Genomic DNA, 16,087 nt, shown 5'->3' with positions numbered 1-16,087 from the left:
GTACGAACATTCATTACAACTAAAAGGACCGTGAGGTTTCGATAAACGACCCTAAAAAGTGCGCAGAAGCCGCCTGGCAACGTTTGCATTGATTTCGGGCGGGGTATTGGAGGAAAAGCAGTAAAAAAAATTATTTACCGATGCAGAACTGGGTGAAAATGCTCGTGAGCAAGTCTTCGGATGAAATTTCGCCGGTGATTTCGCCCAGCGCCGCCAGGGCATGGCGCAGGTCGGCGGCCAGCAGCTCGGTGCCAAAGCCGGTATCGAGGCCGGTTTGTACGGCGGCGAGGTGGGCGGCGGCGGTTTCGAGGGCGCGGGCGTGGCGCACGTTGGTGACGATGGTAGCCGAAGCGTTGTTTTCGAGCGCCGAGCCGCGCACCTGCTTCAATAGGGCCGTTTGGAGGGCTTCGAGGCCCTGGTTTTGCGCGGCGGCCAGCAGCACCAGCGGAATGGGTTGGGCGTGGTCGGCGGGGCTGGCCCGAAACGCTGTTTCGAAAGCCGCCAGGGCTTCGGCCGACGCCAGGTCGGTTTTATTGCCCACGGCCAGCACGGGCAATTGCAGCCCGGTGGTGAGCTCCTGGATTTCGGCGCGCACTGCTGCTGGGGTTAGCTCCGCCAAATCGAACAGATAGAGCAGCAGCGAGGCCTGGCGCACGCGCTCCCGGGTGCGGGCCACGCCAATGGCTTCCACTTCGTCGGCCGTATCGTCGCGCAGACCGGCCGTGTCCACGAAGCGGAAACGCAGGCCGTCGATGCTCACCTCATCCTCAATAAAGTCGCGGGTGGTGCCGGGAATGGCCGACACAATTGCCCGTTCCTCGCGCAGCAGTGCGTTGAGCAGGGTGGATTTGCCGGCGTTGGGCCGGCCGGCGATGACGGTGGTAATGCCGTTTTTGATGACGTTGCCCAACTCAAACGAGCGCAACAGGCCCCGCACCACGCCGCGCACTTCGGCCAGCAGCGCGGCCAGGCCGGTGCGGTCGGCAAATTCCACGTCTTCTTCGCCAAAGTCGAGCTCCAGCTCCAGCAGCGCGGCGAATTTGATGAGGCGGGCCCGTAGCTCGCGCAGCTCCTGCGAGAAGCCGCCGCGCAGCTGGTTCAACGCTACTTTGTGGCTCAAGGCGGAGTCGGCGGCGATGAGGTCGGCCACGGCTTCGGCCTGGGCCAGGTCCATGGCCCCGCTCAGGAAGGCGCGCTTCGTGAACTCGCCGGCTTCGGCCAGGCGGACGCCGTGGCGCAGGAGCAGGGCCAGCACCTGGCGCACCACGTAGTCGGAGCCGTGGCAGCTGATTTCGACCACATCTTCGCGGGTGAAAGACTTTGGGGCGCGGAAGAGCCCGACCACTACTTCGTCGAGGATTTCGCTGCCGTTGGGGTCGCGCAGGGTGCCGTAGTGCAGAGTATTGCCGGCTGCTTCGGCGAAGCTTTTTTTAGAAAACACGGTCGCCGTAATGGCCACGGCCGCCGGCCCGGACAGGCGGATAACGGCCAGCGCACCCGCGCCCGGCGGCGTGGACAGCGCCACGATGGTATCGGAGAAAATGGTCTGAGCCACGGATTTTTCGGTTTAGTCGGAGTGCCCCGGTTGTATGGAATTCCTGCTTATGCCGTTACAAACAGGTTGCGGCTCACTTCGGCTGATATCAGCGTGGTACGCTCCCGGTTTATCCTCAGCTCGAAGGAGTTGTCAAAGGCCACCTTGTCCAGCACTTCAACCTCGGCACCCAGCTGCAAGCCCACCTTGTCGAGGTATTGCAGGAAGGGCGGCGAGGTGTTTTTAACGGCCGATAACGTGCCGCGCTCCCCGGCGTTGAGGTCGGCCAGGAGGCGGTGGGCGGGGCGGCGCATGGCCCCGTCCTCGGTGGGAATGGGGTCGCCGTGCGGGTCGAGCACGGGGTAGCCCAGGAAGGCGTCGAGCCGGCGCATGAGCAGCGGCGACTGCACGTGCTCCAGCTCCTCGGCCACCTCGTGCACCTCGTCCCAGCTGAAGCCGAGCTGCTGCACCAGAAAAACCTCCCAGAGCCGGTGCTTGCGAATGGTGAGCAGCGCCAGCCGGCGGCCCTCGGCCGTGAGCTGCACGCCTCGGTACTTTTCGTAATTCAGCAGGCCTTTGTCGGCCAGGCGGCGCAGCATATCGGTCACGGACGCGGCGCGGGTATCGAGGGCAGCCGCGATGCGATTGGTGCTCACGCCGGGCGTTTCGGGCTCGGCCTCGGCCAGCTTAAAAACGGCTTTGAGGTAATTTTCCTCGGTTTGGCTTGGGAGTTTGGGCGGTTGGGGGCTGGACGGGGAGTCGCTCATACTGACAGGGGCGGAACAGGAAGGCCAGTGCAAAGCTGCATGTAAAAATGCGCGCTTCACACCGGCCCGAACTGCCCGCTAATAAAAACTACTTAAAATTTCAACAGCGCCGAGGCCCAGGTGAAGCCCGAGCCAAAGGCGGCCAGGCATACGAGGTCGCCGCGCTTGATTTTGCCTTCCTGCACGGCTTCGCTGAAGGCCAGCGGCACCGAGGCGGCCGTGGTGTTGCCATAGCGCTGGATGTTGCTGAACACCTTATCGTCGCTGAGGCCCATTTTCTGCTGCACGTACTGGGTGATGCGCAGGTTGGCCTGGTGCGGGATGAGCATGTCGATATCCGACGCCTGCATGCCGTTCTGGTCCAGCGCCTCCTTGATGACCTGCGGAAAGCGCACCACGGCGTGCTTGAACACGTTCTGGCCGTTCATGTAGGGGAAGAGCTCGGCTTTGTTGGCCATGATGTAGTCCACGCGGTTTTCGCGGTTTGAGCTGGGCTCCTTCACGATGAGCTCCTCGGCATGCTCGCCCTGGGCGTGCAGGTGAGTGCTGAGCAGGACGTGCTCATCGGAAGTGCTGGGGCGAAGCAGCATGGCACCCGCCCCGTCACCGAAAATGACAGAAACGCCGCGCCCTTCAGGCGTCTTGTCGAGGCCCGAGGAATGAATTTCGGAGCCCACTACGAGCACCGTGTCGTACATGCCGGTGCGGATGAACTGGTCAGCCACTGAGAGGGCGTAGATGAAGCCCGAGCACTGGTTGCGCACGTCGAGGGCGGGGCAGTTGTTGGTCATGCCCAGCTCGCGCTGCATGAGTACGCCGGAGCCGGGGAAGAAATAATCGGGCGAGAGCGTGGCGAACACAATCAGCTGCACGTCGTTGGCTTCTACGCCGGCCATTTCGAGGGCCTTGCGGGCCGCGTTAGCGCCCATATTGGCGGTGGTATCCTTGCCTTCCTCGAACCAGCGGCGCTCCTGAATACCAGTGCGCTCCTGAATCCAGGCATCGGAGGTGTTCATCATTGGTTCCAGCTCGGCGTTTTTCACCACGCGGCTCGGAACATAGTGGCCGACCCCGGCGATGAATGAGTGACGTAAAGTTGCCATGGATGGTGGGAGCATAAAGTTGGGCTGGAGGAGAAGTAACCGCCGCAGGGGCGTTAATAAATACAGTAAAGTGACTATGTGCTACGGGCAAATTGGGGCGCAAAGGTGGCAGGTTAAATCACAGTATCCAGCAAATGCCACAATTTTTTGCCTTCACCGGCCCAGAGTACGTCGCCGGGAATGCCGTGGGGGTAAAAGGAGTAGCCTTGCAGCCGTGCGGCCAGCGCTGGCCCATCGATGGGCTGCCCGAAGGTGAGCGGCAGGCCCGCGCCGTGGGCCGTCAGCAATTCCTGCCACAGCGGGTTGGGCGCGGCCAGCACCGGCAGCCCGTGCGCCAGGTACTCAAACAGCTTGGTAGGCCGGCAGCGTTCGGTGCTGGTATGCGGTCGGTAGGGCAGCAGGCCGAGGTGGCTGCAGCCTATTTCGGCCACAATGCGGGCGTGGGGCACAGGCTCGGCCCCGCCAATGAGCGAGAGCCAGGCGGGGTGCTGCGCGGCTTCTGCCAGCAGCTGCCGTAGCAGCTCGGGCTGCTGGCAGAAGCCGATGATGGTGAGCCGCACCCCGCCGGGCCACGCGGCGCGCAGCTGCCCGGCCAGGGCAAGGGTCTCCCACACGCCGTTGAGCTCGGAAATGGTGCCGGAGTACAGCAGGCGCAGCGGCTCTGTGGGTGGTGGCAGCGCGATGGGCTGAGGCCGCAGCTTTTCGCCGGGCTGGGGCTGGTATTTGTTTTCGAGCACCACAATGCGGCCCGGTGGTAGCTCATTCAGAAATGGCAGCTCGGCAGCGTAGCTGGCTTCGGCCAGAATAACGCCGGCGGCCCGCCGCGCCGCCAGCCCCTCCACCCAGCGCAGCCCGGCTGCCAGCCCGCGCCGCGTGAACCCCTGGTACACGCGCTGCGTCGAAACATTGAGGGCGTAGTTTTCGCGGATGTCGTAGAGGAACTTCCGGCCCTGGCCCAGCGCCTGCCAGAGCAGCGTGAGCGGCAGCAGTTCCGGCGCATGCACGATGACTACCCCGGGTTTGAGCCGGTGCAGGAGTTGCCCGTAGCGCCACTGCCCGGCCAGCCGGCCCAGGCTGAGGCGAGTACCACTGAAAATAGGGTGGAGGATGTTATTTGCGGGGTTAGCGCCTGCACCGGTCGTGGCCCGCCCGGCAATGTGCACCCGGGTTCCGGCCCGTTCCGCGAGGGTTTCGGCGAACTTTCCCCGCATACGGGTATCGTCCACCGGCTTCAACACCGAGGCCAGTAGAATAACGAATTGGGGTGTTCCGGAACCATGCACGGCCCAAAGATGCTATTTTTGCAGCTTCTAAAGCGCGCTGGCATTCTCCGGCGGCTTTGCCCATTAATCCTTTCGCCTCATTAAATGGCTGACCTGCAAACCCAAATTGAAGCCGCCTGGGCCGACCGCGCCCTGCTCCAGACCCCCGAAACCAAAGCCGCCATCGAGCACGTCATCGAGGAACTCGATAAGGGCCGTCTGCGCGTGGCCACCCCGCCCACCGAAGACGGCGGCGAGTGGACCATCAACGAGTGGGTGAAAAAGGCCGTGATTCTCTACTTCCCCGTCCGCCAGATGAGCACCCAGGAAGTCGGTCCCTTCGAGTTTCACGATAAAATGCTGCTCAAAACCGACTACGCCGGCCAGCAGGTGCGCGTGGTGCCGCCCGCCGTGGCTCGCTACGGCGCGTTTCTGGCCCCTGGCGTCATCCTCATGCCCAGCTACACCAACATCGGCGCCTACGTAGGCGAAGGCACCATGGTGGACACCTGGGCCACCGTGGGCAGCTGTGCCCAGGTGGGCAAGGGCGTGCACCTAAGCGGCGGCGTCGGCCTCGGCGGTGTGCTGGAGCCCGTGCAGGCGGCCCCCGTCATCATCGAAGACGGCGCCTTCATCGGCTCGCGCTGCATTCTGGTAGAAGGCTGCCGCATTGGTAAGGAAGCTGTGATTGGCGCGGGCGTCACCATCACCGGCAGCACCAAAATTATCGACGTCACGGGCCCCGAGCCCAAGGAGTACCGTGGCTACGTGCCGCCGCGCTCGGTGGTCATTCCCGGCACCATTCCCAAGCAATTCCCCGCCGGGGAATACCAGGTGCCCTGCGCACTTATCATCGGTCAGCGCAAGCCGAGCACGGATTTGAAGACGAGCCTCAATGACGCGCTGCGGGATTTTGGTGTGAGTGTCTGAACCGCGGATTTACCGGATTTCGTAGCCGACTACTCCTGACGTTGATGTACTAAAAAAGGCTGCCCAGTGGGCAGCCTTTTTGCTTTGAATACTGGTGCGAAAGTCGGCCACAAAATTCGGTGAATCCGACCAATCCGATAAATCCGCGGTTCAGACACCCGCCTTCAGCTTTTCGCCAAACAGCGCTTTCACCTTATCCACCTTGGGGCGGGCCACAAACTGGCAGTAGGGCTCGTGGCCGTGCAGGTTGAAGTAGTTCTGGTGGTAGTCCTCGGCGGGGTAGAAATTAGGAACGGGCAGAATCTCCGTCACCACGGGGTTGGGGAAGGCGTGGCCGTCGTTTAGTTTCTGCTTGTACTCTTCAGCGAGCTGCTTTTGCTCGTCGTTGTGGTAGTAGATACCCGAGCGGTATTGCGTGCCCACGTCGTTGCCCTGGCGGTTGAGGGTGGTCGGGTCGTGGGTTTTCCAGAAGATTTCGAGCAGCTCCTTGTAGCTGATAACGGCCGGGTCGAACGTGATGTCGATAACCTCGTTGTGGCCGGTGAGGCCGCTGCAAACTTCTTTATAAGTTGGGTTGGCAATGCGGCCACCGGCGTAGCCGGAAACCACTTTTTCAACCCCGTTCAGGTTCTGAAATACGGCTTCGACGCACCAGAAGCAGCCGGCGCCAAATGTTGCTTTTTGCATGGGTAGGAAATTGATTCGTTGGTTGTGGTAACAACGCGGTAGACGTAGCGCAGGTTATTTCCTTACATCCGTAAGGTATAGAAAGAACGTCACGCCGAGCGCAGCCGAGGCGTGACGTTCTTTCTATACCTTACGCACTTCAAAAGCTATGTAACCTGAAAATCAACGACTTGCATTCAAGACGTATATTTGTTATATTGCTGTTTTTCAGTTTGTTAGTGTTTCAACTGCGTAAGTCCTATTTCTATACCTTACGGCGCGGTCCTACTTCCGCAGCCGCTCCGCCACCACTAGGTCTTTCGAACCGGCGGTGTATTGGTAGAAGCCTTCGCCCGACTTCACGCCCAGGCGGCCGGCCATTACCATGTTTACCAGCAGGGGGCAGGGGGCGTATTTGGGGTTGCCCAAGCCCTCGTGCAGTACCCGCAGAATGGCCAGGCACACATCCAGCCCGATGAAATCGGCCAGCTGCAGCGGGCCCATGGGGTGGGCCATGCCCAGCTTCATCACCGTGTCGATTTCCTCCACGCCGGCCACACCCTCAAACAGTGTGATAATGGCCTCGTTAATCATGGGCATCAGAATCCGGTTGGCCACGAAACCGGGGTAGTCGTTCACCTCGGTGGGCGTTTTGCCCAGCTGGCGCGACAGCTCCATCACCTGCTGCGTCACGGCATCGGAAGTGGCATAGCCGCGAATCACCTCCACCAGCTTCATCACCGGCACTGGGTTCATGAAGTGCATGCCAATGACCTGTTGCGGGCGCTTGGTGACGGCCGCGATTTTGGTGATGGAAATCGACGACGTATTCGAGGCCAGAATGGCCTCGGCGGGCGCGTACTGGTCGAGGTCGCGGAAAATCTGGAGCTTCAGGTCCACGTTTTCGGTGGCGGCTTCCACCACCAGGCCCACGCCGGCCACGCCTTCCTGAATGGAGGTGAAGGTTTTCAGGCGGCCCAGGGTGGCCATTTTATCATCCTCGCTCAGGGTGGCTTTAGTTACCTGACGGTCGAGGTTTTTGGTGATGGTGCCCAGGGCGCGGTCCAGGGCCGGCTGGTTGATATCAATCAGCGAGACAGAAAAACCGTGCTGGGCAAATACATGGGCAATGCCATTGCCCATGGTGCCGGAGCCAATAACGGCGACGTTCATAAGTAGCGGAAAAAGAGTGGGTGGGATAAGTTGAGCGGCCAGATAGCCTGCTACAACAAAGCTACGGCAGCATTGGCTACCCGACTTTTTGTTTGAGGTCTGGAAAATATTTTTTCGATTACCATATCCTTTTAAATAACCCCCCCGTACAATGCCCCAGAGACACTTCTCTAACATTTTTCACCTCTCCTTATCCTTCTTTAATTTTACAAAGCCATGGGCAATCTCCTGTATATCATCGCCGTAATTCTGGTTATCATCTGGGCTGTAAGCTTCTTCGGCAACTTCTTCACCGGCGGTATTATTCACGTCCTGCTGGTCATTGCCATCATCGCCATCCTCCTCCGCGTTATTAGCGGCCGAAGCGCCATCTAGCGCAACCCGAAAAGGGTAACTTATAAAACACAGAAAAGCCGCACTGGATTTCCAGTGCGGCTTTTCTGTGTTTTCGAAAATCAATTTCAGCGTTATTTTCCGAAATTAAACAGGAAGCTAAAGCGAATTACCAGCGGTGGATATAACGAAGAAATAGTGTTGTCGAAATTGTATAGGCCGACAATATCAACCGCTGCATTCTGCCCCAGATACGAGCGGTAGCCAATGCCAGCGAGGGGCGTTGCCACCGTGCGCTTGTATTTATAGAAATACAGGTTGGCATCCTGGTCAATAAGCTGCGCGTTCGTTACCTCGTATTCGGCGTGCACGAAAAACTCCTTGTACACGATGTACTGCGCGAATGCTTTAAAGCCCAGGCTGCTGGTGTTGATGCTCTTGTCGCCGTTGGCCGTAAGAACATATTGCGAGTTGTTGGGTAGGCTGAAGCTGCTGTAGGCATACGAAATGCCGGGGCCAACTGCAAACTTATCCGTGATGCGGAAGCCGATGGCCGGAGCCGCACTCACATTGAACTGGCTCAGGCCGTTGTAGGAGCTGAAGCCCAGTCCGAAGTTGGTGTAAATGAACTTCTTCGTTGGCGGCTTGTCTTCGGCGCCGCCGGCCTTCGTGGCCTTGCGGTTGGGGAAATCCAGGCCCGAAGGGGCGTCAGGCGTCGATTGTACCGGGGCGCTGAAAGTCGGCTCGGGAGTGGATTCGGGGGCTGGGGTGGCGGGCACCGGCGTGGGCCGGGGTGGGGCCGGCTGCGGCGCGGGCGGGGCCGTGTTCAGCACGGGCTTGTCCTGGGCCTGGGCCCGGAAAGCGGGCAGCCCAGCCGCCGCAACTACCAGCAGTACCGGAAACAAATGACGTTTCATGCGAAGGATTAAAAAAGAAGGTAAGTAGGGTGACGGGGCGTAGCCGGATAACGAAAGCGGCCGGAAAATTATTCATTTTCCGGCCGCCATTCGTCGATTGATTAAGCCAATTGGTACATTTTCTGGCGCTGGGCTTTCAGCGTTTCATCGGCCAGATACTCTTCGTAGTTCATCCGGCGGTCGATGATGCCATCGGGCGTGAGCTCGATGATGCGGTTGGCCACAGTTTCGATAAACTGCAAGTCGTGCGAGGCGAAAATGAGCGAGCCGGAGAATTCCTTCAGGCCGTTGTTCAGGGCCTGAATACTTTCCAGGTCCAAGTGGTTCGTCGGGTCATCCAGTACCAGCACGTTGCCGCTTTCCAACATCATTTTGGAGAGCATGCAGCGAACTTTCTCGCCGCCGCTCAGCACGTTGGGCTTTTTCTGCGACTCCTCGCCCGAAAAAAGCATCCGGCCCAGCCAGCCGCGCACAAAGCTCTCGTCCTTCTCCACCGAGTACTGGCGCAGCCAGTCCACCAGGTTCATGTTGTCGGCCTGGAAGAAGGAGCTGTTTTCCTTGGGGAAATAGCTGGGGGTGATGGTGGTCCCCCACTTATACTCGCCCTTGTCGGGCGTGGCTTCACCAAAAATAATATCGAACAGGAGGGAGGCCGCCCGGTCGTCGCGGCCCACGATGGCCACCTTATCGCCCTTATCCAGCGTGAACGACACGTTTTTCAGTACCGACTGGCCGTCTACGGTCTTGGCCACGCCATTCACTTCCAGCAGCTGGTTGCCGGCTTCGCGCTCGGGCTTGAAAGCAATGTAGGGGTAGCGGCGCGACGACGGTTTGATTTCCTCCAGCGTGAGCTTTTGCAGCAGCTTTTGGCGGCTGGTAGCCTGCTTCGATTTTGAGGCGTTGGCCGAGAAGCGGCGCACAAACTCTTCGAGCTCCTTGCGCTTGTCCTCCGTTTTCTTGTTCACGTCCTGGCGTTGGCGCAGGGCCAGCTGGCTGCTCTCGTACCAGAAGTTGTAGTTGCCGGGGTACATCGTGATTTTCGAGAAGTCCAAATCGGCCATGTAGTTACACACGGCGTCGAGGAAGTGGCGGTCGTGGCTCACCACAATCACCGTGTTCTGAAACGAGTCGAGGAAGTTTTCCAGCCAGAGCACGCTCTCCGCGTCCAGGTTGTTGGTCGGTTCGTCGAGCAGCAGCACGTCGGGGTTGCCAAACAGGGCCTGGGCCAGCAGCACGCGTACCTTTTCGCTGGCGCCGAGGTCCGACATCAGCGAGTAGTGCTTGTCTTCGGTGATGCCGAGGCCGGAGAGCAGCTCGGCTGCCTCGTAGTCGGCGTTCCAGCCTTCGAGGTCGGCAAATTCGCCTTCCAGAATGGCGGCGCGCTCGCCGTCGGCGTCCGTGAAGTCGGCCTTGGCGTAGAGGGCATCCTTCTCGCTCATCACCGCATACAGGCGCTGGTGGCCCTGAATCACGGTCTGCAGCACGGGCTGGTCGTCGTAGGCAAACTGGTTCTGCTTCAGCACGGCCAGTCGTTGGCCGGCCGGCATCTCCACCGAGCCGGTGTTCGGCTCCAGCTCACCCGACAGGATTTTCAGGAACGTGGACTTGCCCGCCCCATTGGCCCCGATGAGGCCATAGCAGTTGCCCGGCAGGAATTTAACGGTAACGTCTTCAAACAGGATGCGCTTGCCGTAGCGCAGGCTCACATTGGTGGTCGAAATCATTCAGTCAGAAAATAGTAGCTCACAAAAGCCGCGCATTGGCACGCGGCAGCCCGGCAAAATTACGCAACAGGACCTCCGTTGGAATCGTTGCGAAAAAAGTAGTTGCCAAGCCTCCCGAAAATAACTAACTAGCAGGGCAATTAGTGCCCGCAGCTACCCGCAACGGTCGCTGCCGCACCCGGCCCCACCCAGCAAAGGATAACCCTCCGCCACCGGGGCAAGTATAGGTAGTATAGTATTTGTGGCCGGCGCGCCGGCTGATTTCTCATTTTTACCTCTTACGGGCATGGCAGACAATCAATTGACTTCCGAAAGCAATGGCATCCGCATGGGCGCGTTCACGGCCGTCGTGCTGGCAGTTTATACCGGTATTGCCGCTGCAGCCGGATTTTTGGGTCAAATCGAAGCAGGTACGCTCGATATCGTAATTCTGGCGGCAGGCGTGGTGCTCTCCATTCGTCGCCTCAAGCGGGCCAAAGGGCGGCACATGTCGTATTTCCAGGGCTTTAGTACGGGCATCATCACGGCCTTGGCGGCCTCGGTGCTGCTGGGTGCCTTTTTCTGGCTGCTGGGCGGCATCAGTCAGTCTGCCATGCAGCAAATTCAGGCTCGGAACTTGTTCGGTGCAGAACTCGGAGTACTCATTGGCGGCCTAGGCATCATTTTGCTGGGCACCATGACCGGGATGGTAACGTCACTCGTTGCCATGCAGTATTTCAAAGCTTCTGAGCATCAGGCAAAAGTGAGTATGGAGTAACCGGATTTTACAGCATGATTATAAAAAAAGGCCCTGTTAAGGGCATTTTTTTGAGCTAAGTAGTATTACATTTTTTATATTTTATAAAATAAATTAGGCAAAGCAGAAACCGAATAATATCTTGCAGACGTTTCGGGGGAAATCAGCTCTTGGTTACTGACAAAAAGATATTTATTATGTTCAAGCATTCTCTCATCATCGTCTTTGTTTTAGCTTTCTTTTCGGCCCACGCTCAGATGTCAGACCGGCTTGCCGAGCATCCGACTGCAAAAATGACCGTAGCCCGGAAGTCCTCGACCGAAGCCGCCGCCATTGCCGAAACCCGGGAGATGACCAATCGGCTCCATCTCAACGAAGGCCAGTTTCTGAAGCTATTGCCCCTGAACCGCACCAGGCTGGCCGGCATGCACAACATCGACCAGCAATACCGGGCCGATGAGCCCACCCGCGCCGCCAAAGTCGCCGAGCTGGAGGCGCAGTTTGAGCAGGAATGCAGCCGTATTCTGACGCCTTCGCAGCTCAGCCAGCTGCAGCAGCAAAACGGGCAGCCCAATGATGGCCCTTCCAATGCCGGTAACGGCCTCGGCTAAAAAAAACTATTAAACGAAAAGGGCCCGCCAGATTTCTGGCGGGCCCTTTTTTTATTTCGACGATAGCGGGTCGGTGAGTACTTCGGTGACGGTGCCCAGCGGCCCGAAGCGCAGGCTGATACAGGCGGCCCCCGAGCGGGCGTGGCCGGCGTCGCACTGGGAGCCGGGCTCCAGGTAGTAGTAGTACACTTTCTCGGTACCGGCGCGCAGCTCCTCCTCATCGGGCGGGCCGAGCAGGGCGTTTACGTCATCGGCCCGGGCTTCGTAGAGCTGCTCTTTGGCCTTGGTGAGGGCGGGCACGGCCGCTCGGCGCTGGTTTTTGCAGGCGTAGGGGTCGGCGCGCCAGGTAGCGGCATCGAAGCCGGGCACCTGGGGCAGCGCGTGGCCGCAGCCAGCTAAGAGGGCGCTGCACAGAGCAGCGCCGGCCAGTTGCTTGAAAAAAGAAGAAAAAAAAGCGGCTGACATCAGAAAAAAAGCTGAATAAACGTTTGGAGTTAATAGAGACTTAGCGAAACTAAGCACTATTTTTGGCTTGGTTGTGTATAGAGGCTCGTATTAAAATTATTCAAATCTCATATAGCTTTAATTATTTGATGACCAGAAAGTTTTTTTCTGCTATTGCGCTATTGGGTCTGTTTGCTGCCGCTAATCCGGTGGCGGCACAGGACCGAAAGGTAGCCGTCGAGATGCTGCCAGCTCCGGCGCGTCGGGCCTACTACCAGGTAGCTTTCATGCAGCAGGCGGTGGCAATGTATGCCAAAATGCATCTGGGAGCTTCGGGGCTGCCGTTGCCAGTGTTCCGGGAGGGGCTGGTGGGGTACTACAACCTGCGCGCGTCGGTCAACTACGCCGCTACCCCGCCGGTACTCACCCTGATTGACTTTAGCCAATCCAGCCAGCAAAAGCGGCTGTGGGTAATCAACGTGGAGAAATGCAAAGTGCTGTTTCATACGCTGGTGGCGCACGGCAAGGCCAGCGGCGAAGACCGGCCCCTGGCGTTTTCAAACAAAGACGGCTCGGAGATGAGCAGCCTGGGCTTTTATCGCACGGCCCCAACTACTTACGTGGGCAAGCACGGCCTGTCGCTGAAAATAGCGGGCATGGACCCGGGCTTCAATTCCAACGCGGCAAGCCGGGCGGTGGTGGTGCACGGGGCCGAGTATGTGTGCGAGGATTTTGTGAAGGCGCACGGCCGCCTGGGGCGCAGCCAGGGCTGCCCGGCCCTGCCAGTGGCTGAAACGGAAGCCATTGTGAAAACCATTCGGGGAGGCAGCGTGATTTACCTGCACGGGCCGGCGGGCGCGGGCTACCGGTCGCAGTGGCTGAACGTGGACACGGCGGCTTCGGCATTTGCCAGCCAGCTCGGCGCGGGGCGAATGGAGCAATAGAATAACCAGAATTCGAAGGGTGCGTTTAAAGCGCATCAGGCGTGGCACGTAGCAGTGAGCTATGGCTGCGCCCGTTTCTTTTTCACCCTTTTTATTTCCTGTTCCAGGCGCTTAAATCTCCGCTTCATCATTGCTATTATCGTGGCGGCGGTATCTCTGTTCGGCTACTTCTTCAACACCTCCAAAAACGAAGTGACCGGCGAAACCCAACACGTTAATATGAGCGTCGCCCAGGAAGTTGCCCTGGGGGTGCAGGCCGCGCCCGAAATGGCCGCCCAATACGGCGGCGAAAGCCCCGATGCCCGCGCCACCGCTGCCGTGCAGGCCGTGGGCCAGAAAATTATCAGCAGCACGAAGGCGGGCCAGACGCCCTACCGCTTCCAGTTCCACCTGCTGGCTGATGACCAGACCATTAATGCCTTTGCCCTGCCGGGCGGGCAGGTGTTCATCACCCAGGGCTTGCTCAAAAACCTGACTTCGGAAGGGTAGCTGGCGGGGGTGCTGGCGCATGAAATCGGCCACGTGGTAGGTCGTCACTCGGCAGCCCAAGTGGCCAAATCGAACCTGACCCAGGGCCTGGCGGGAGCTGCTACCATTGCTTCTTATGACCCCAATAGCCCCAATAGCCCCAATAGCCCCAATAGCCCCAATAGCCCCAATAGCCCCAATAGCCCCGGTAGCTCGGTGGCCAAGGCGGCCGTAGCCGCCGCAATTGCCAAGGTTATCGGCCTGCGCTTTGGCCGAAACGATGAGCTGGAAGCCGATAAGCTGGCCGTGGACTTCACGCCCAAAGCCGGCTATGACCCCCGCGCCATGATTCAGGTGATGAAGATGCTGGAGCAGCAGGGCGGCCGCAGCTCAACCCCCGAATTCCTGAGTACGCACCCCAACCCAGGCAACCGCATCGGCGAGCTGGAAAAGGAGATTGCGGCAGAATATCCGCAGGGCGTGCCAGCTGGCCTCAAGCAATAAATCACCGATTAATCGGTGATTTAGAAGTTAGGTGGTGTTAGGTTTTTGAAGTGGCCGTTGAGGCGCACCCGGTCTTTGAGGCGCTCGGTTTCGAGCACGACGGGCAGGATGGTATCGAGGTGCTCGCGCACCATCTCCTGGCGTTCCTGCTCGCTGGTGGTGGCCAGGAGCTGGTATTCCTGCTCGGTGCTGAAGCCGATGTGGTGGGCTACGTCGAAGATGCAGTAGTCGGGGGCCAGCTCCAGCAGGAGCTTGCGCAGGCCGAGGGCTTCGTAGAGCTGGCGCACCTGCTTGGTGATTATTTCGCGCAGAACCGGGTCGGGTACTTCGTCCTGCACCACGTCTTCGACGAGGCCGCCGGCGTAGAGCTTGCCGGGGGTCTGGCGGTAGAATTTGTTGATGCGGAACACGCCCACGGCTTTGGTCCGAATGTCGAGCTCGCCGCTGGCGTAGGTTTGCTCCACGCTGATGAGGCGCATTTCGGTGCCCAACTCGCTCAGGGAATTGTCGAGATAGGGCGAGATGCCAAAGGTGGTATTCTGCTCGATGCACTCGCGCACCAGCTGTCGGTAGCGGGGCTCGAAGATGTGCAGGTTCAGTTTTTCGCCCGGAAAAACGACCAGATTTAGGGGAAACAGCGGAATCAGGCGAGCCATGAGTAGCGAAACGGATAAGGGATGTAACTACCGGCTCAACAATCGGAACCGGTGGTTGGGTTTTGGGCAGCGGGCCGGAGCCTACGGCTGATGAAGCCACCGGCAAGGTAGGGGCGAAAGCCGAAACCCCGCCGGCCCCGCTACTTTTGTGCTCCATGCCATCTGCCAAGCTGATTCCCGACGTTTCCGTACTCCTCAAAAAAACCGGCCGCCTGCTGCTCCAAGTAGCGGCGGCACTGTTTCTAACTTCGTTGGCCTGGGTGCTGATTTACCGCTGGGTGGCCCCGCCCGCCACCTGGCTGATGCTGGACCGCCGCGCCCACGCGCCCGTGGGGCTGGGCTACTATGGCATTCAGGAGGAGCCCCGGCACATTCGCTACCGCTTCCGCACCCTGGATGAGGTGTCGCCCAGCGTGCCCCTGGCCCTGGTGGCGGCCGAAGACCAGCGCTTCCTCATTCACCACGGCTTCGACCTCGATGCCCTGACCAGCGCGGCCAAACGCAACTGGAACGGCGACGGCAAGCACATCGTGGGCGGCAGCACCATTTCGCAGCAGGTGGCCAAAAACGTGTTTCTGTGGCAGGGCCGCAGCTACGTGCGCAAGGCCGCCGAAGCGTATTTTACGGTTCTGATTGAGACGCTCTGGAGCAAGCGCCGCATCATGGAAATGTATCTCAGCGTGGCCGAAATGGGCGATTGCACCTTTGGGGTGGAGGCCGCCAGCCAGCGCTACTTTGGCAAGCCCGCCAGCCAGGTAAGCCCCGCCGAGGCCGCGCTGCTGGCGGGGGTGCTGCCCAACCCGCTCCGCTTCCGGGCCTCGAACCCCGGGCCCGTAGCGCGGGCCAAGCAGCTGCGGGTGTTGCGCAACATGCGCCGCCTGGGCGGCACGCGCTACGTGGCCGAAATGCTGAAATGAGCCGTTGGCTGCTCGCTTAGCCGCGTTTGGAAATTTTGTTGAAGGTGATGCTGCGCTGCAACGTCGATTTGAAGCGCGCATCAGTGACCCGGCTTTTGGCCTGGTGCTTGGTGGCGCGGCCCTGCACACGAGCGCGCCACATGCGCCAGGATGACGCCTTCAACTCGCGGCGCATCAGCTTGATAACGGCTTCTTCGGCGAGTCCGAACTGCGCCTCAATGGCTTCAAAAGGCGTCCGGTCTTCCCAGGCCATTTCGATAATGCGGTCGATGTCTTGGTCGGTTAAGGTTGATTCAGGCATGGGGTGGACGTTTTGTAATGGAGGTCGTTTAAGCACTGGCTGAGACATCAGTAGAACAGTCGTTGCGCCGTTTTGGCTATGTGCCGGAGCAATTAAT

At 59.5% G+C, this 16,087-nt stretch carries 17 protein-coding genes and 1 pseudogene; 7 read left to right on the top strand and 11 right to left on the bottom strand.

Features of this window, described 5'->3' with window-relative positions:
• Positions 1 to 130 precede the first annotated feature (130 nt).
• The 4 genes from mnmE to KQ659_RS11115 all read right to left on the bottom strand — a co-directional run bounded on the left by mnmE (position 131) and on the right by KQ659_RS11115 (position 4,687).
• Positions 131 to 1,555 (bottom strand): tRNA uridine-5-carboxymethylaminomethyl(34) synthesis GTPase MnmE, encoded by a 1,425-nt coding sequence (gene mnmE / locus KQ659_RS11130; protein WP_216688731.1) that lies wholly within the window; start codon positions 1,553 to 1,555, stop codon positions 131 to 133.
• Between the two features lie 47 nt (positions 1,556 to 1,602).
• Positions 1,603 to 2,301: a metal-dependent transcriptional regulator gene (locus KQ659_RS11125; RefSeq protein ID WP_216688732.1), complete on the bottom strand. Its 699-nt coding sequence runs from the start codon at positions 2,299 to 2,301 to the stop codon at positions 1,603 to 1,605.
• 92 nt (positions 2,302 to 2,393) lie between these two features.
• On the bottom strand, positions 2,394 to 3,404 hold the full coding sequence (locus KQ659_RS11120; RefSeq protein ID WP_216688733.1) for a 3-oxoacyl-ACP synthase III family protein: 1,011 nt from the start codon (positions 3,402 to 3,404) through the stop codon (positions 2,394 to 2,396).
• A gap of 113 nt (positions 3,405 to 3,517) precedes the next feature.
• Positions 3,518 to 4,687 carry a glycosyltransferase gene (locus KQ659_RS11115; RefSeq protein ID WP_226929947.1) on the bottom strand — a complete coding sequence of 390 codons (1,170 nt, stop codon included), beginning with the start codon at positions 4,685 to 4,687 and terminating at the stop codon, positions 3,518 to 3,520.
• Positions 4,688 to 4,771: 84 nt separating this feature from the next.
• Here KQ659_RS11115 and KQ659_RS11110 point away from each other — a divergent pair, with 84 nt between their 5' ends.
• Entirely contained in the window at positions 4,772 to 5,596 is an 825-nt protein-coding gene (locus KQ659_RS11110; protein WP_216688735.1) for a 2,3,4,5-tetrahydropyridine-2,6-dicarboxylate N-succinyltransferase, read from the top strand.
• 150 nt (positions 5,597 to 5,746) lie between these two features.
• Here KQ659_RS11110 and msrA read toward each other — a convergent pair whose 3' ends face one another.
• Complete coding sequence (gene msrA, locus KQ659_RS11105) at positions 5,747 to 6,283, bottom strand: peptide-methionine (S)-S-oxide reductase MsrA (protein ID WP_168672810.1); 537 nt, start codon at positions 6,281 to 6,283, stop codon at positions 5,747 to 5,749.
• A 264-nt stretch (positions 6,284 to 6,547) separates the two neighbouring features.
• Positions 6,548 to 7,435, bottom strand: a complete 888-nt coding sequence (locus KQ659_RS11100) for a 3-hydroxybutyryl-CoA dehydrogenase (protein WP_216688736.1) — start codon at positions 7,433 to 7,435, stop codon at positions 6,548 to 6,550.
• 216 nt (positions 7,436 to 7,651) lie between these two features.
• Here KQ659_RS11100 and KQ659_RS11095 point away from each other — a divergent pair, with 216 nt between their 5' ends.
• Entirely contained in the window at positions 7,652 to 7,810 is a 159-nt protein-coding gene (locus KQ659_RS11095; RefSeq protein ID WP_216688737.1) for a lmo0937 family membrane protein, read from the top strand.
• Positions 7,811 to 7,902: 92 nt separating this feature from the next.
• On the opposite strand, the gene KQ659_RS11090 is transcribed toward KQ659_RS11095, so the two are convergent.
• Both KQ659_RS11090 and KQ659_RS11085 read right to left on the bottom strand, forming a co-directional pair.
• Positions 7,903 to 8,685, bottom strand: a complete 783-nt coding sequence (locus KQ659_RS11090; protein ID WP_216688738.1) for a hypothetical protein — start codon at positions 8,683 to 8,685, stop codon at positions 7,903 to 7,905.
• Between the two features lie 101 nt (positions 8,686 to 8,786).
• The gene (locus KQ659_RS11085; RefSeq protein ID WP_216688739.1) at positions 8,787 to 10,409 is read right to left on the bottom strand and encodes an ABC-F family ATP-binding cassette domain-containing protein; all 1,623 of its coding nucleotides are present in this window, start codon (positions 10,407 to 10,409) and stop codon (positions 8,787 to 8,789) included.
• A gap of 286 nt (positions 10,410 to 10,695) precedes the next feature.
• Here KQ659_RS11085 and KQ659_RS11080 point away from each other — a divergent pair, with 286 nt between their 5' ends.
• Together KQ659_RS11080 and KQ659_RS11075 are read left to right on the top strand one after the other, a co-directional pair.
• The gene (locus tag KQ659_RS11080; RefSeq protein ID WP_216688740.1) at positions 10,696 to 11,166 is read left to right on the top strand and encodes a hypothetical protein; all 471 of its coding nucleotides are present in this window, start codon (positions 10,696 to 10,698) and stop codon (positions 11,164 to 11,166) included.
• Positions 11,167 to 11,438: 272 nt separating this feature from the next.
• Positions 11,439 to 11,756, top strand: a complete 318-nt coding sequence (locus tag KQ659_RS11075; protein WP_226915556.1) for a hypothetical protein — start codon at positions 11,439 to 11,441, stop codon at positions 11,754 to 11,756.
• Between the two features lie 51 nt (positions 11,757 to 11,807).
• On the opposite strand, the gene KQ659_RS11070 is transcribed toward KQ659_RS11075, so the two are convergent.
• The gene (locus KQ659_RS11070; RefSeq protein ID WP_216688742.1) at positions 11,808 to 12,221 is read right to left on the bottom strand and encodes a hypothetical protein; all 414 of its coding nucleotides are present in this window, start codon (positions 12,219 to 12,221) and stop codon (positions 11,808 to 11,810) included.
• Between the two features lie 128 nt (positions 12,222 to 12,349).
• Here KQ659_RS11070 and KQ659_RS11065 point away from each other — a divergent pair, with 128 nt between their 5' ends.
• Together KQ659_RS11065 and KQ659_RS11060 are read left to right on the top strand one after the other, a co-directional pair.
• Positions 12,350 to 13,144, top strand: coding sequence for a murein L,D-transpeptidase catalytic domain family protein (locus tag KQ659_RS11065; protein WP_226929946.1), 795 nt, complete (start codon positions 12,350 to 12,352; stop codon positions 13,142 to 13,144).
• A gap of 219 nt (positions 13,145 to 13,363) precedes the next feature.
• Positions 13,364 to 14,116: pseudogene (locus tag KQ659_RS11060) on the top strand (M48 family metalloprotease).
• A gap of 20 nt (positions 14,117 to 14,136) precedes the next feature.
• Here KQ659_RS11060 and KQ659_RS11055 read toward each other — a convergent pair.
• A complete protein-coding gene (locus tag KQ659_RS11055) occupies positions 14,137 to 14,772 on the bottom strand; it encodes an LON peptidase substrate-binding domain-containing protein (protein ID WP_216688744.1) in 636 nt (211 codons plus the stop codon).
• 155 nt (positions 14,773 to 14,927) lie between these two features.
• Here KQ659_RS11055 and mtgA point away from each other — a divergent pair, with 155 nt between their 5' ends.
• Positions 14,928 to 15,689 carry a monofunctional biosynthetic peptidoglycan transglycosylase gene (gene mtgA / locus KQ659_RS11050; protein ID WP_216688745.1) on the top strand — a complete coding sequence of 254 codons (762 nt, stop codon included), beginning with the start codon at positions 14,928 to 14,930 and terminating at the stop codon, positions 15,687 to 15,689.
• Positions 15,690 to 15,705: 16 nt separating this feature from the next.
• On the opposite strand, the gene KQ659_RS11045 is transcribed toward mtgA, so the two are convergent.
• Positions 15,706 to 15,990 carry a TIGR03643 family protein gene (locus KQ659_RS11045; RefSeq protein ID WP_216688746.1) on the bottom strand — a complete coding sequence of 95 codons (285 nt, stop codon included), beginning with the start codon at positions 15,988 to 15,990 and terminating at the stop codon, positions 15,706 to 15,708.
• Between the last annotated feature and the right edge of the window lie 97 nt (positions 15,991 to 16,087).

This window comes from Hymenobacter siberiensis (assembly GCF_018967865.2).
Classification (GTDB): domain Bacteria; phylum Bacteroidota; class Bacteroidia; order Cytophagales; family Hymenobacteraceae; genus Hymenobacter; species Hymenobacter siberiensis.
This window is presented reverse-complemented; position numbering and strand designations above follow the sequence as displayed.